The organism is Streptomyces sp. NPDC001668 (genome assembly GCF_042893155.1).
Classification (GTDB): Bacteria; Actinomycetota; Actinomycetes; order Streptomycetales; family Streptomycetaceae; genus Streptomyces.
The window spans coordinates 12,216-26,575 of record NZ_JBIAUQ010000001.1 but is presented as its reverse complement, the minus strand read 5'-3'; the positions used below and the strand labels follow the sequence as shown (position 1 = coordinate 26,575).

Sequence of the window (14,360 nt, the reverse complement as noted above, 5' to 3'; positions counted from 1 at the left end):
TCAGTGCCGGGCCCTATCTTCGAACCCATGACGACCGCGCGCCCCACCACCGACCTCTCCGCCGACGAGGCCCGTCGCATCGCGCTGCGGGCCCAGGGCTTCCTCGGCACCCCCGACCGCCGGGCCGGAGTCCGCGGCGTCCTCCGTCACCTCGGGGCGGTCCAGCTCGACACCATCTCGGTCCTCGCCCGCTCCCACGAGCTGATCCCGTACGCCCGCCTCGGCGCGGTGGGCCGCAAGAAGGTGGAGGACGCCTACTGGACCACTGCTCCCGTCGGCGCGTCTCCGGCACGACCCCACGCCTTCGAGTACTGGTCGCACGCGGCGTGCATCCTCCCCATCGAGGAATGGCCCCACTTCGCCTTCCGCCGCCGCGCCTACCGCAACCGCCCGCACTGGAACCACCAGCTCCCGGACGGCACCTACGACCAGGTCATCAAGCAGCTCCGCACCGAAGGCCCCCTCACCGCCACGGAGTTGGGCGGTGCGAAGAAGACCAGCGAGTGGTGGGACTGGTCCGGCACCAAGGTCGCCGTCGAGCGCGCCCTGATGTACGGCGAGGTGGTGTGCGTGGAGCGCCGCGGCTGGAAGCGCGTGTACGACCTCGCCGAGCGCGCCGTCCCCACCGACCTGCTCCATGACGAACTGGACGACGCCGAGTGCCTGCGCCGCCTGGTCCGTCTGGCCGGCCAGTCCCTGGGGGTCGGTACCCGCGCGGACATCGCCGACTACCACCGCCTCAAGGGCGAACAGGTCGACGCCGTGATCGCCGACTCGGGTCTGGTGCCGGTCACGGTCGAGGGCTGGGGCAAACCTGCCTGGGCCGACCCCGAGGCTCTGGAGACTCCCCCGCGCGGCCGCCACCGGACCACCCTGCTCTCCCCGTTCGACTCCCTGATCTGGGAGCGCGCGCGCACGGAGCGGATCTTCGGCTTCACCCACCGCCTGGAGGCCTACGTCCCCAAGCCCAAGCGGATTTACGGCTACTTCGCGATGCCGGTGCTGGCGGGCGGCCGTCTGGTCGGCCGTGTGGACCCGGCCCGGGAGGGAACCACGCTGGTGGCCAGGCAGGTCACCGTGGACGGCCCGAAGGCGGTCCCGGCGGTGGCCCAGGCCCTGTCGGAGGCGGCGAGCTGGGTGGGCTGCACGGACATCCGGGTCGAGCGGGTGGACGCGCCGGAGCTGCGCGGGCCGCTCGTGAGGGAGCTAGCGGATCTCTAGGATCTTCTCCCGCATCGCGTAGACCACGGCCTCCATCCTGGAGTGCAGCTGCAGCTTCTCCAGGATGTTGCGCACATGGTTCTTCACGGTGTTCTCGGAGATGAACAACTCCTTCGCGATATCGCGGTTGTTCATCCCGGTGGCGACGAGCTTGAGGACTTCCAGCTCGCGATCGGTCAGCCGCGGGGCCGGCACCAGTCGGCGCTCGTCCGTCCGCTGGATCATCGACTTGAACTCGGTGAGCAGTTTCGACGCCATGGACGGGCTGATCTGCGACTGCCCGTCGGCCACCGCGCGAATGGCGGTGGCCACCTCGTCGGTCGAGATCTCCTTGAGGAGATATCCGGTCGCGCCCGCCTTGATCGCGTCGTAGAGATCGGCTTCCTCATCGCTGATCGTCAGCATGATGATTTTGGCGCTGGGTGCCACCTCCTTGATGGAGGTGCAGGCCTCGATGCCACCCCGCTTGGGCATCCGCACGTCCATCAGAACGATGTCCGGCAGCAGGTCGGCGGCCTTGTCGACGGCCTCGGCGCCGTCGCCCGCCTCCCCCACGACCTGGATGTCCTCCTCGGCCGCGAGCACGATCTCCAGCCCGCGCCGGAAGAGTGCATGGTCGTCCACGACGAGAACCCGGATCGGCTCCTTGCGTGGCGAGCCCGCGTCCGCGCCCATGCCGACGACGCCGTCGCCGGCGTCCTGGCCGTGCAGCGGTCCGAAGCTGTCCGCCATCGTTCCTCCCCCTGAAGGCTGTGGCTGGTCCTGTGCCATCGCCAACCCAAGGCAACGACCCACCGGTTGGGCCGGTGCGGCCATGATTTCATGCCCGGACGACAGTGAGGTGACAGAGCGGGGCGCGAAGCGGTTGCACGCGGGTGCCCCTGGGGGCGCACACGCGCTCCAGGGGCACCGGCTCAGCTGTCATCCGGGAAGGTCAGCTGCCCGTCGTGTCGCCGGCCGCGGGAGAGTGCGCCCGGGCGACCATCGGGTCCGTACTCAGGTGGATGACGCCGTAGTCGTAGGCGTGCCGCCGGTAGACGACACTCGGTTCCTTGGTCTCGGAGTCGACGAACAGATAGAAGTCGTGCCCGACCAGCTCCATCTCGTAGAGCGCCTGGTCGAGGGTCATCGGGGAGGCGACGTGGGTCTTCTCACGGACCACGAGGGGGCCTTCACCCTTGATCTCCAGCGAGCCGATCTTCTTGGTGGGCACGCCGTCCGACTCTTCTTCGTGGACCGGGCGGCCGTCGCCGTTGAGCGTCGCCGCGTCCGGAACGTGGTCGGCGACCTCGGCAGCCGTGAGCCGCCGTGCGCCCCTGCGTGTGTGGCGCTTGTCGTGTTCCTTGCGCAGCCGCGCGTCCAGCTTCTCCGCCGCCAGGTCGAGTGCCGCGTACGGGTCGCTGGCTGCCGCTTCCGCCCGGATCACCGGACCGCGGGAGCGGAGCGTGATCTCCACTCGGTCACAGCGGTCGGCCTGTCGGGGGTTCGGCTCCTTGGACACCTCGACGTCGAGGCTGATCACCTTGCCATCGAGCTTCTGGATCTTCTCCAGCTTCAGCTTCTCGGCCACGTGCTTGCGGAACCGCTCGGGCACCTCGGTCTTGCGGCCCTTGACGACGATGTCCACGCAGAACTCCGTTCCCGGATCGCTCCGCCTCGATGCGGAGCATCTCCCTTTTGCACCAGGCTCCGGTGAGCCCCGGAACCTCGGACTCGGTGACTTCCACCTCCTCCCCCGCGGACAAGATCTCATTCCACCGTCGCGGGCGATGGTGGAAATCCCGCGGGCACGGCATTCGGTTTTACGAGGTGTGGCCTGCGCCTTTCCCTCACAACCGAACATATCTCGCCTGGACGGATGTCGTCACCCTCTACTGCGGCGTACCTCCGTTCAGGTGAATTGACCCTCTCGTAACCTGCAACGACGCAACTACGCAGTCAGTTCCGGTTTATTTCGAAAGAATCCGGCGAGGCCGCGACCACAGCCGCGCAGATCACGTCACGGACGCCACCGGCGCCCGCGGCTGTCGCCAGGCAGCGCTCCCGGGCCGTGTCCTCCTCCGTCACTGCAAGCATCTGTTCCCCCATGCTTTCCCGAGTTGCGGCGGTGTACACGACGCCGGCCCGTTCCTCACCGCATCCGGCCACCGCCCGTCCACCAGGCCGACGGACCACCCGTGCGTCCACGTCCTGCCACCGTTCGCCATGACGTCCGCCCGTGCCCCGCCGCCGTTGCCCACGTTCTCCCTCTGCCCCCGACCACCGATGCCCCTGCGCTGCACCCGCGTCCGACCGACGATCACCGGACCCCGCACCTGCCTCCCACGACCGACGACCGCTGTGCCCTCCTGCCCCCTCCTGCCGTCGATCACGGCGGGCACCCCCCACGCGTTCACCGCGGCGCCCGGCGCCCTCCCGAACGCTCACTGCCGGGTCCTGCCGAGTGCCGGCCTCCCGGCCCTCCCGACCCCACACCTCCGCGCTGGCCCGGCCCCTCACCTCCCGGTCGCCCCGAACCCGCGCCTCCCGGTCTTCCAGAGCCCGTGCCACCGGCCTCTCCCGAGTCCCCGCCACCCGGCCCTCCCAAGCCCGCGCCGCCCGGACAACCCGAGCCGCCTCCGTCAGGGACGCCCCCGTCGTCATCAGGTCGTCGACGAGCACGACCAGCCCTTCGGCCAGCAGCCGTCCGCCGCCAGGAACCACGCTCAGCGCACCGGCGAGATTGTCCAGCCGCTCCCGCGAACTCAGCCCCGACTGGTCGGCCACCCCCCGCCGCTGCCGGAGTACGGCCACGACCCGAGCCGGCATGCCCGCCCGCCGTAGCTCCCCCGCCGCCGCGAGCGCGATCCGCCGCGCCGGATCATGCCCCCGAGCCCGAACGGCCCGCCGCGCTGACGGCACGGGAACGAGCAGCACCGGCACATCCACCGCCCACCCACCACCGCAGGACGCTCCCGTCCGCCCGGGCCCGGCAGGAGCCCCACCTCCGCGCTCCAAGGCCCCCGGGGACCACCACCCCGAGTCCGATCCCCCACCTCCCGACTCACACGCCTCCCGCACCCCCGCCCACACAGCCCCCGCCAGTGCCGTCCCGAGCGGCCCCGCGAGGCCCAGCACCCCCCTCTCCTTGTGGGCCAGCAACACCGCCCGTACCGAGTCCGCATACCGAGCCGCCGCGTGCACGACCGGCAGTCCGGGCGGTTCCGGCACCGGTCGCACCCGGCTCGGCGCGACCCCGTCCAGGGCGGCACGGCACTCCTGACAGAGCACCGTGCGAGGCCTCCCGCAGCCTCCGCACTCGGCCGGCAGCACCAGATCGGTGAGGTCCTGCCACCACCCCCGCATGCCCACCACTGTGCCAACGCGAAAGCCGACCGACCACCCCTGTGGATAACTCCCTGTGGAAAACCGCGACCCCCGATACGAACAGCAGTTCCCCCGACAAATAACGGCCCTATACAGCAATCGGCGGCCGAACACAGTCAGCGAATCAACCTCACGAGTCGGCCGCATTCCCGGGGCGAATCCCCACCCGTCCCCGCCCGTCCCTCCAACAAAAGCGGCCACCCCCACCAGGGCCACACCCCGGCAAAAGCGGCCGCTCCCAGCAGCGCGGTCCCGTCACCTCACCCCGGGTAGACCGGAGCGGTCCCGTCCGCGTCCACCTTCTGCCACTGCGCCCCGGACGGCAGCCGTACGATCCCGTCCTCCGAGTACGCCACCAGCGGCATCTCGTCGTCCTCGGACGCCGCGATCTCCTTCACGCCCGTGAGCGCGGCCGGCGGCGGCCCCTCCGGCGTGGAACCGTCGACCTGGACGTACCGCGTCTGCTGCACACCGCCCTGTTCGCGCCCGACCACCACGAGCCTGCTGTCGCCGGCCCAGGACATGGTGGTGACCTCTTCCAGATCCGGTGTCGTGGCGCGCAGTTCCCGCACCGAGACGCTCTGCGGGTCCCCGGCCCTGCCCTCGCGTTCGATCCGCCCGACGAGCAGCGACTGCTTGCCGCCCTTCTCGACGACGAGCGCGATCCGCACCCCGTCCGCGGCCACCCGCAGGTCCTTGATGCGCCCGTCCAGCCCGGGAGTCTGCACCACCAGCGGCTTGCCCGCGCCCTCCTTGAACAGCAGCAGCCGCGGATCGGCGGGGTTCCGGTCGGCCACCCACAGGTCGCCCTCGGTGTCCCAGCTCGGCGTGGTCAGCCGGTCCCCGGCCGTCTTGCCGCTGCTGACCAGCACCGGATCACCGAGCGACCCGCCCGACACCAGCGATCCGACGTACAGCGACGTGCCGTCGAGGCTGACGCCGGCCGCCATGTGCTCGTCCCGGGATACGGCGACCGACCTCAGGTCCTTGTCACCCTCGCCCAGCGCCCCGGGCACCGGCACCGGCTGGGCCTTCGGACCGCCGGCCACCGCCTCGGCCGGGACCCGTACGAGCCGGTGCTCACCGTCGACGAAGTACAGGAACTCGGGGTTCTTGACCGAACCGCGTGTGGCCTCCCCGTCGGCGTCGCTCTCGGTGGCGGAGCACAACTGCCTGCCGCCCGACTGCAGTTCGACGTCGTCCACGGCAGGGGTGAGGTTCTGCAGGGTGAACAGCAGCTGGGCCGCCATCGCCTTGCACTGGTCCGTACCGACGTGCTTGGCCTTGGCGTTGAGCGGCACCGTCAGCGTGTTCCGGTCGTCGGGAGCCAGCGAGGAGACACCGTTCCTGAGGGCCGTACCGGTGGGAAAACTCGTCCTGACGACAGGGTCGAGCCAGCTCGTCGGTCCTTTGAGCAGGGACCGCACCAACTGCGTCATGGGATCCACGCGCTCGCGTACGTACACGGGATCGGCGACCGCCACGGTCTCCGGAGCCGTCACCGCCTTGGTGTGGGAGGCGAAGTAGTACTTGTTGACGGCCATGTAGTTGCGCTGGAAGTCCGACTTCCCCATGACGACGCCCTGCGGAAGGCTGTCGATCCGCCACTGCTTGGTCTTCTTGTCCTGCACGAGGTGCACGGTCTCGCGGTACGCACCGGAGGCGGGCGCGTACGACTGCTGCCCGTCCACCACCGCCACCTTGGTACCGAACAGCGTGAACGACGTGTCCTCGCTCTGCGCCCGGTCCGCGGGCCGCAGGACATCGGCGCCGGGCCCGTCGTCGAGCACCGTGGTGGACAGCCCGGGCTGCCACTTCTTCGCCGCACTCCCGGTCAGGTACTTGCGGGCGGTCTCGTAGTTCGGATCGTCACTGGTCAGCGCCTCGAGAAAGCCCTGCACGATGTCCGTGGGCTCGGCGTCCTCCTGCGGCGGCATCGCGAAGACCCGCACCTGTGTGTCCTGTCGCGGCGTGGAGTCCACCCCGCGCAGATCCCCGCTGTCCGGCATCGAGGCACACCCCGCCAGCAGTACGGCACCGCAGACGACGTACGCCGCCGCGCGCCCCGGCGTGCGCCGGCGGCCGCCCTCGCGGTCAGCGTCCACGGAATGCCTCCCCCTGCTGTTCGTACGACTCCTGCGCCCCCGCGTCCGAGTGGCTCGCGGTCTCACCGCCGGGCGCGTCCCCGGCGTCCGTACCGTCGGGCCGTCGAGCACCGGACGTCGGCCGGGGCACCACGCGCGCGCCGTTGCCGGGCAGCGCCGTCGGATCGGCCGTGGGGGCCGCCGCGGCCGCCCTGGGCGCTATCGGGTCCCGGGAGGTCACCTGGTCGCCCTTCGGCTGCACCGGCACGGTCGCCGCCTTGTCCCCGCCCCCGCGCGGCAGGCCGGCGTCGTCGAGTCCACGGTTGCGCCGCGAGTCCTTGGGCTCCAGCGGTATCGGCGAGCCCCGCAGCGGCTCGTCCGCCGTCCTGGGCAGCGTCAGCCGGAACTGCGAGCCGCCACCCGGCTCACCCCACGCCTGGAGCCAGCCGCCGTGCAGCCGCGCGTCCTCCAGGGCGATGGACAGCCCGAGCCCCGTACCGCCCGTGGTACGCGCGCGTGCCGGGTCGGCCCGCCAGAAGCGGCTGAACACGCGCGTAGCCTCGCCGGGCTTGAGCCCGACACCGTAGTCGCGCACCGCGATCGCGACCGCCCCGCCCGCCGAGGCCAGCTTGACCACGACGTCCTTGCCCTCGCCGTGCTCCACGGCGTTGACGACGAGATTGCGCAGCACCCGCTCCACCCGCCGGGCGTCGGCCTCCGCGACGACGGGCTGCTGGTCGCCCACGATCCGCACGGTGGTGCCCTTGCGCTCGGCGAGCGGCTCGGCCCCGCTGACGACCCGCCGCACGACCTCCCTGAGGTCGATCGGCTCGGCCTCCAGGGCCGCCGCCCCCGCGTCGAACCGGCTGATCTCCAGCAGGTCCGCGAGCAGCGTCTCGAAGCGGTCCAGCTGGTCGGCGAGCAGTTCGGCCGACCGTGCGGTCATCGGGTCGAAGTCCTCACGCGCGTCATGGATGACGTCGGCGGCCATCCGCACGGTCGTCAGCGGCGTCCGCAGCTCGTGCGACACGTCCGACACGAACCGCCGCTGCATCCGCGACAGGTCCTCCAGCTGCTGGATCTTCAGCTGAAGGTTCTGCGCCATCTTGTTGAAGGCCTCACCGAGCCGCGCGATGTCGTCCTCACCGGTGACCTTCATCCGCTCCTGCAGCCGACCGGCGGACAGCCGCTCGGCGATCCCGGCCGCCATCCGCACCGGCGTGACGACCTGCCGCACCACAAGCCAGGCGATGGCTCCGAGGAGTACGACCACGAAGAGCCCGGCGGTGGCCAGGGTCCCCTTGACCAGGCTGAGCGACTTCTCCTCCTGGGTGAGCGGGAAGAGGTAGTACAGCTGGTACGGGTCGCCGTTGGGGTCGTTGACCTGCTTGCCGATGACCAGGGCGGGCTGGGACTCCTCGTCGGCGTCGTAGACGATGCGGGTGTAGCTCTGGGCCGCCGCCGTACTGTCGTCGACCTTCTCGCGCAGTGCCTCGGGCACGCTGGCCGCCGGGTCCACGTCGCCGGAGGCGCGCGGTCCGCGCCCGCTCCCGCTGTCGCCGCCCACGGGCAGGGTCACCACGTCGAAGGCGCCCTGACCGCCGCTGGAGAGCGAGTAGACGAGGTTGCTCATCCACTCGATGACGAACTGGTCGGACTCCCCGTCGGCCGCGGCCGCGTCGTCGGTCCCGGCGCCGGCCTCGTCCGCCTTCTGCTTGGCCACCGCGAACCCGCCCGTGGCCTGGCTCTGCGACGCCTTCACCTTGGCGTCGAGGAGGCCGTTGCGCACCTGCCCGATGACGACGAAGCCCAGCAGGAGGACCACGCCGAGCGACATCAACAGGGTCGTGACGACGACCTTGAGCTGGATGTTGCGCCGCCACAACCGCATCATGGGCAGCAGCGGTCGGCGGACCCAGCGCATGAACAGCCTCAGCACCGGGCTGCCCTGGACTCCGCCCTGGAGCAGCCCGCCCTCGAAGAACCGCCTCCAACGGGAGCCGGCCTTCGTCCGCCCGACAGGCCGCCCCGCACTCACCCCGGTCCGTCCGGGCGACGAAGCGGCACTGTCTCCGGACATGTCAGCTGGGCCCTGCCTTGTAACCCACACCACGGACGGTCACCACGATCTCCGGCCGCTCCGGGTCCTTCTCGACCTTGGAGCGCAGCCGCTGTACATGCACATTGACGAGCCGGGTGTCGGCCGCATGGCGGTAACCCCACACCTGCTCGAGCAGCACCTCACGCGTGAACACCTGCCACGGCTTGCGCGCGAGCGCGACCAGCAGGTCGAACTCCAGCGGCGTCAGCGCGATCGACTGCCCTTCCCGCTTCACCGAGTGTCCGGCCACGTCGATGACCAGGTCACCGATGGCGAGCTGCTCGGGAGCCGGCTCTTCCGACCTCCGCAGCCGCGCCCGGATACGGGCCACGAGCTCCTTCGGCTTGAACGGCTTCACGATGTAGTCGTCGGCCCCGGACTCCAGGCCCACGACGACATCCACGGTGTCGCTCTTGGCCGTCAGCATCACGATCGGCACCCCGGACTCCGCCCTGATCAGACGGCACACCTCGATGCCGTCCCGCCCGGGCAGCATCAGATCCAGCAGCACCAGATCCGGCTTGGCCTCACGGAACGCGGCCAGAGCCTTGTCGCCGTCGGCTACGAAAGACGGCTCAAAACCTTCACCACGCAGCACAATGCCCAGCATCTCGGCAAGTGCGGTGTCGTCGTCGACGACAAGGACTCGTCCCTTCATAAACGACATCATCCCATTCTCATAACAGTGGTGAAGGCAGTGGTGAGACAGCTCACCGACCAGTGACCTTAGTCGTACTGGACCGTCACTGTCTGCCTTCGTCCCTCGGCGTTGATGTCAGCGATGGATGTCAGGCGCGGATCAGGGCGGCGGCCGGTTCGTGGCTACGGGTACCCCCGGACTCGCATGAGGGTGCGAGAGGCGGGGCGGGAGGGGAAGAACCATGTCTGAGACCTCGGTGGCTCTCATCACCGCAGGCGCAGCTTTGGGGGCTAGTGCGATCACCGGGGCGCTGACCTGGCTAGCTGGCCGCAGCAACCTGGTTCGTCAGCTCATGGACCAGAAGGCGGTTCGTCAGGAAGAGCACCGTCGAGAGGTCTACACCACTAGCCTCGAATCGCTCTCGAAGATGCTTGACCTAACTACGAAGTACGGCGTCAGCAGGGTGAAAGGGGGCAACGAAGGGGCAGAAGATCGTCGGGCGGAGCTCACCTCTCACATCCCTATCCAACTCCATCAGATGTCGGCACTCACGCTCACAGGGCCCGATGCCCTCGTACTTGACTTCACACGAGCCCACAACGCCCTGATGGACTTGGCCGAGTTCCTCGATCGCTTGCCGCCCGTCGGAGATCCATCCAGGCCAAACGATCCGGAACAGGCAGTCCGCCCACTTCTGGTAAAGATCAGCGATGCGGTAAACGCCTTCGGCCGAGCCGCGCGTACAGCGCTGGAGGTGAACTGAGCCACCAGGTCGGTGGAGCGACTTTGGCCGGGAGCTGCTTTGGGGGGAGTGATCATGGCCCCGTAAGCTTCCGGCGCGTCGGGCAGTCTGTGGACCTGCCCGTTAAAGCACGACGTGGGGGCCATGATCTTCGAGGCTCCCCCCAAAGTGGCTGGCTAAAGTCGCGGAGCCGACCGCCCCAGCCACGGGGCAACGACCCCGGTAGCGAGGTAGCCCGCGGGGAACCGCCGCCGCGATCCGGCCTTGTCGGTAACACAAAGCGTCTTTGGCCTGGTGTGCGGCAATCCCCTGTACCTCATGGCCCGGTGCTGGGTTTTTGGCCGCTGCTGGTGGCGACGGGCGGGCGACGGTGCGCGGCCGGTGGCGGAGACATAGAGGCGGCGCGGCGGCGACCGACCGGCGCCGCCGCGCGTGCGCGGCCCCTCGGTCCCCTTGGATCGATCCCTACTCTGTTGGGCGGCTCGGGTCTCATGGTCTTGATGGGGTGTCTCGTGCTCGTGCGCCTTCTGGGCCCTACGGGTGCTGCTGGCCTTCCATCCCTAGGCCGGATCGCGGCGGCGGTTCCCCGCGGGCGTGCCCAGCGTCACCGGTGGAAGATCCCCAGGTCATGGGGCGGTTGGTGCTCGCGGCCGGAGCAGGACGGCCGCGAGCGGAGCGAGCCTTGATGAAGTAGGGAAACTCCCACCGCGCGACCGGGGGACCTAGATCACGGCGCTCCGCTCGGCCAAGGTCCGCAACGACTCGGGGACGCGAGGGTCCGAGAGCTGAACCAAGTCGCGGATCAACTCGCGGGCCAAGTGATGATCGTGGATCTGTTCGGGCGCCTGGGCCTCGGCCTCCAGGAGTGCGGCTGTGGCCTCGCCGACGTGTCGCCGCTGCGCGTGAGCTCGCGCCACGTCAAGCAGGAAACGTGACTGCCGCTCGGGCGAAAGACCTGATGCGTCGACATGCTGAGCCACCTCCAGGGCAAGCCCGGCGTCTCCCAACTCCACTGCGGTACTTACGGCGTGGATCTCGACGTTCGTCGGTCCGAACTCCGTGTCGAAGTCATTGCGGTCCCCGCCCAAGCGCGCCGCGATTCCGCGCGCTCGATCGATGTACTCATGGGTCCGCCGACGGTTGCCCTCCCTCGCGTTGATCACTGCCAGAACGAGGTTCATCGCGCCGAACAGCGACAGCTCTTCCGGCGGGCATGTTGAGGCTTCCGCCCTCGGAGCCATGACGGTTGCCGCGGAGTTCGCGGCTTGCTCGGCCTGCTCCATGTGCTGTTGCCGCATGAACGCGTGAGACATACGGAAGAGACTCGCGACGACTTCCAGCGGCTGCCCTGCAAGCTCGGCTGCTTGTAGTGCTCGGTCAGCCGCGATCCACGCCGCATCTGCCTGATCTTGTCTGGTGAAGCTCGCCGCGGCCACCTGGTACGCCTTGGCTCGCAGGGCGTGGAGCTCTGCGCGATCGGCTGCTGGTGCATGGCGTACCGCGGCCTCGATGCTTGGGAGCAGCTCGGCAAGGTGATCGCTAAGCGCGGCGTAGCTCGATGCGTGAACGAGGGCCCATGCCTCGTCCACTTGCTGACGGAAGTCGGCAAGCGACCGAGCCGGTTCGGCCGGTGGCTGGTGGAAGAGGCTGCCCAGTGCTGGGTGACCGGTGAGAGCTACCCGCAGACCATCCAGGTCGTTGCTCCTGGTCTGCTCTTCCGGCTCGACTTCCTCAGCGGGTGCAGCATCCAGCCGTAGCTCACGTACTGGGACGTTGAGTGCGTCGGCGAGAGCTTGCAGGACGGACAGGCGCTCGACGGGCTGCACGCCTCTCTCAACCTGCGACACCCAGCTCTCAGAGCGCCCCATTGCGGCGGCAAGGTCACTCTGTGACATGCCTGCGGCGCGGCGAAGCTCCTTCACCCTCTGGCCGAGAGTTTCGGTTTCAGGAGCCATCACTTCTCAACTCCGGTGGGGTACTTCCCCGCGTACGGCTGAAGGCGGTCAACCTCGGTCTTCTCGACGTACTTGGAGCGCTCGGCGAGGAAGTGGCGCGTGTGGGGCTGGCGCTCGTGCTCCTCGAAGGCGGCGTGATCGGCGTACAGCTCGAAGAAGATCCGCTCATTGGGTGCGCCCTCGACCTCATGACAGGCATAAACCAGCGTGCCGGGCTCGTGTGCCCGGATTCCTTCAGCGGTCTTCCGGATCAATGCGTCAAACGCCTCGCCCGCTCCGTCACGCAGGGTGAAGCGAACAAAAAGCCCGAAGTTGGCCATTTCATCCTCCTTGTCGTCGCACTCAGTCTCGCAGACTCGGACTTCCTCTACTAGTCGCAGTTTTTCTGTTGACTCGCAGTTTTTCTGCGAGTAGCGTCGGTGGAGTTGAAACAGCAAACCCCGGTCTGCGTGCCATCCGCCAAGATCACAACGCAGCCCGGGGTCCGTCCCAACAGGGAGACTCCATCATGCGTCAGATTCCTGTCGACACCTCCGCCGCTACCGTGATGGTGGCCCAGGCCCCCGAGCCGAAGATCAAGGACCGGCGTACCGGCGAGATCGCCATGGACACCGAGACCGGCGCAACGCTGATGACCGTGAACGTGATGTTCGCGGCCAACGGTGACGTCGAGATCCTCACGATCACCGTCCCCGAGACCGGCATCTCCGGCGACCTCGCCATGGGCACCCCGGTCGCACTGACCGGCCTGATCGCGCGGCCGTGGGAGAACGAGTTCAACGGCCAGAAGCGGCACGGGATCGCCTTCCGCGCGGTCGCCGTCACCTCGCTCGCCGCCGCTGCGTCGAAGCCGAAGGCGGCCTGAGCATGACGACGTGGATAGGGATCGCGCTGGCGGTCCTGGCCGGTGTGGCGCTGCTGCTGAAGTGGCGCCGCCCGGTCTGGTACTGGCTCAGCTTCGGCGTCACCCTCGCCGTGCTGCGGGTGCTGTTCCGGTACGCGGCCGTGATGGAAGCCTGCCGACTGACGGTGCCCGCCTCGCGGATGCGCCGGGCGCTGGCCCGCTGGATGAAGAAGCCCGTCCCGCAGCAGCGGGTGCCGCGGCTGCTGTGGATCCGCCCGACCCGCACCGGGCTTCGGCTGCGGATCCGGCTGTGGCCTGGCCAGGATGCGTTCGAGTTCGCCGCCGCTTCTGACCGGCTGCGGCACTCCTTCGCGGTCCATCAGGTCACTTCCCGCGAGATCAAGCCGGGCGTGATCGAGATCGCGCTGACCGGCTATGACGTGCTCAAGCGGGTGCAGATGCCGGACGCGCCCGACCGTGGCCTGCTGAAGATCCCGCTCGCCCTGGTGGAAGACGGCTCGGTGCACTACCGCGACTACCGCGAGGTCCCGCACGCGATCACGGTCGGCGCCACGCAGTCCGGGAAGTCGGTCACCCAGCGCACCGTGATCAAAGAACTCGCCTCCCAGCCGGTCGCGCTGGTCGGCATCGACTGCAAGAAGATCGAGCTCGGGCCGTTCGCCCGCCGCTTCTCCGCCCTGGCAGACAACCCGGATGACGCCATGGAGCTCCTGGAAGCCCTCGTGACCCGCATGGAGATCACCTACGACACGATCCGCCGTGAGCAGCGGATTAGCGCGGACACCCCGGATGCGGAGATCGCCGCGAACATCTGGGACCTCCCCGCGGAGCTGCGGCCGGTGCCGATCGTGGTCACCATCGATGAGATCGCCGAACTCGCGCTGAGCACGAAGAAGAACGACCCGCGCCGGGACCGGATCGTCAAGGCCCTGGTGCGCCTGGCCCAGCTCGGCCGTGCCGCGGGGATCTTCCTGGACATCTACGGGCAGCGTTTCGGCTCCGAGCTCGGCGACGGGATCACCATGCTGCGTGCCCAGCTCACCGGGCGGATGGTGCACCGCGTCAACGACGAATCCACGGCCAAGATGGCGTTCGGGGACATCTCCCCGCACGCGGTGTTCGCCGCGATTCAGATTCCTAACGACCGGCGCGGCATGGCCGTGGTCGGCTACTCCACAGGCGAGTGGGTGCGCATCCGCACCCCCTTCACGACCATGCGGCAAGCCGTCGCGGCCTGCAACAAGTACGCGCACCTGGCCCCGGATCTGCCGGAGTTGGCCCGCTTCCGCCCGCTGCATGATCTCGCGCCGGTAGAGGCGCCCGCGGTGATCGAAGCCGCCTGATCCCCCCTGTTCCACGGTCGGCGCGACCGCCTTCGCGCCGGGC

The 14,360-nt window shown here is 69.2% G+C and carries 11 protein-coding genes and 1 pseudogene; 4 read left to right on the top strand and 8 right to left on the bottom strand.

Annotated elements, in window-relative coordinates; translation table 11 throughout:
- Window positions 1–27: 27 nt before the first annotated feature.
- A complete protein-coding gene (locus tag ACFYZ8_RS00140) occupies window positions 28–1,221 on the top strand; it encodes a winged helix-turn-helix domain-containing protein (protein ID WP_388542271.1) in 1,194 nt (397 codons plus the stop codon).
- On the opposite strand, the gene ACFYZ8_RS00135 is transcribed toward ACFYZ8_RS00140, so the two are convergent.
- The 6 genes and pseudogenes from ACFYZ8_RS00135 to mtrA all read right to left on the bottom strand — a co-directional run bounded on the left by ACFYZ8_RS00135 (window position 1,207) and on the right by mtrA (window position 9,442).
- Window positions 1,207–1,953, bottom strand: a complete 747-nt coding sequence (locus ACFYZ8_RS00135) for a response regulator transcription factor (protein WP_359030598.1) — start codon at window positions 1,951–1,953, stop codon at window positions 1,207–1,209. The genes ACFYZ8_RS00140 and ACFYZ8_RS00135 overlap by 15 nt on opposite strands.
- 202 nt (window positions 1,954–2,155) lie before the next feature.
- The gene (gene hpf, locus ACFYZ8_RS00130; protein WP_359030599.1) at window positions 2,156–2,848 is read right to left on the bottom strand and encodes a ribosome hibernation-promoting factor, HPF/YfiA family; all 693 of its coding nucleotides are present in this window, start codon (window positions 2,846–2,848) and stop codon (window positions 2,156–2,158) included.
- A gap of 827 nt (window positions 2,849–3,675) precedes the next feature.
- A pseudogene (locus ACFYZ8_RS00125) lies at window positions 3,676–4,566 on the bottom strand (ComF family protein); the annotation flags it as partial.
- A gap of 281 nt (window positions 4,567–4,847) precedes the next feature.
- Window positions 4,848–6,692: an LpqB family beta-propeller domain-containing protein gene (locus tag ACFYZ8_RS00120; RefSeq protein WP_388542274.1), complete on the bottom strand. Its 1,845-nt coding sequence runs from the start codon at window positions 6,690–6,692 to the stop codon at window positions 4,848–4,850.
- A complete protein-coding gene (mtrB, locus tag ACFYZ8_RS00115) occupies window positions 6,682–8,751 on the bottom strand; it encodes an MtrAB system histidine kinase MtrB (RefSeq protein ID WP_388542276.1) in 2,070 nt (689 codons plus the stop codon). Before mtrB ends, ACFYZ8_RS00120 begins: the two co-directional genes overlap by 11 nt.
- A 1-nt stretch (window position 8,752) precedes the next feature.
- A complete protein-coding gene (gene mtrA / locus ACFYZ8_RS00110; protein WP_187281934.1) occupies window positions 8,753–9,442 on the bottom strand; it encodes a two-component system response regulator MtrA in 690 nt (229 codons plus the stop codon).
- 211 nt (window positions 9,443–9,653) lie between these two features.
- Here mtrA and ACFYZ8_RS00105 point away from each other — a divergent pair, with 211 nt between their 5' ends.
- A complete protein-coding gene (locus tag ACFYZ8_RS00105; protein WP_388542278.1) occupies window positions 9,654–10,175 on the top strand; it encodes a hypothetical protein in 522 nt (173 codons plus the stop codon).
- A 701-nt stretch (window positions 10,176–10,876) separates the two neighbouring features.
- Here the strand turns inward: ACFYZ8_RS00105 and ACFYZ8_RS00100 are convergent.
- Window positions 10,877–12,109, bottom strand: a complete 1,233-nt coding sequence (locus ACFYZ8_RS00100; protein ID WP_388542280.1) for a helix-turn-helix domain-containing protein — start codon at window positions 12,107–12,109, stop codon at window positions 10,877–10,879.
- The gene (locus ACFYZ8_RS00095; RefSeq protein ID WP_388542281.1) at window positions 12,109–12,429 is read right to left on the bottom strand and encodes a putative quinol monooxygenase; all 321 of its coding nucleotides are present in this window, start codon (window positions 12,427–12,429) and stop codon (window positions 12,109–12,111) included. Before ACFYZ8_RS00095 ends, ACFYZ8_RS00100 begins: the two co-directional genes overlap by 1 nt.
- A 188-nt stretch (window positions 12,430–12,617) precedes the next feature.
- Between ACFYZ8_RS00095 and ACFYZ8_RS00090 the strand changes: the two genes are divergently transcribed.
- Complete coding sequence (locus ACFYZ8_RS00090; RefSeq protein WP_388542283.1) at window positions 12,618–12,974, top strand: hypothetical protein; 357 nt, start codon at window positions 12,618–12,620, stop codon at window positions 12,972–12,974.
- A gap of 2 nt (window positions 12,975–12,976) precedes the next feature.
- Window positions 12,977–14,317 (top strand): FtsK/SpoIIIE domain-containing protein, encoded by a 1,341-nt coding sequence (locus tag ACFYZ8_RS00085; protein WP_388542285.1) that lies wholly within the window; start codon window positions 12,977–12,979, stop codon window positions 14,315–14,317.
- The last annotated feature ends 43 nt before the right edge of the window (window positions 14,318–14,360 follow it).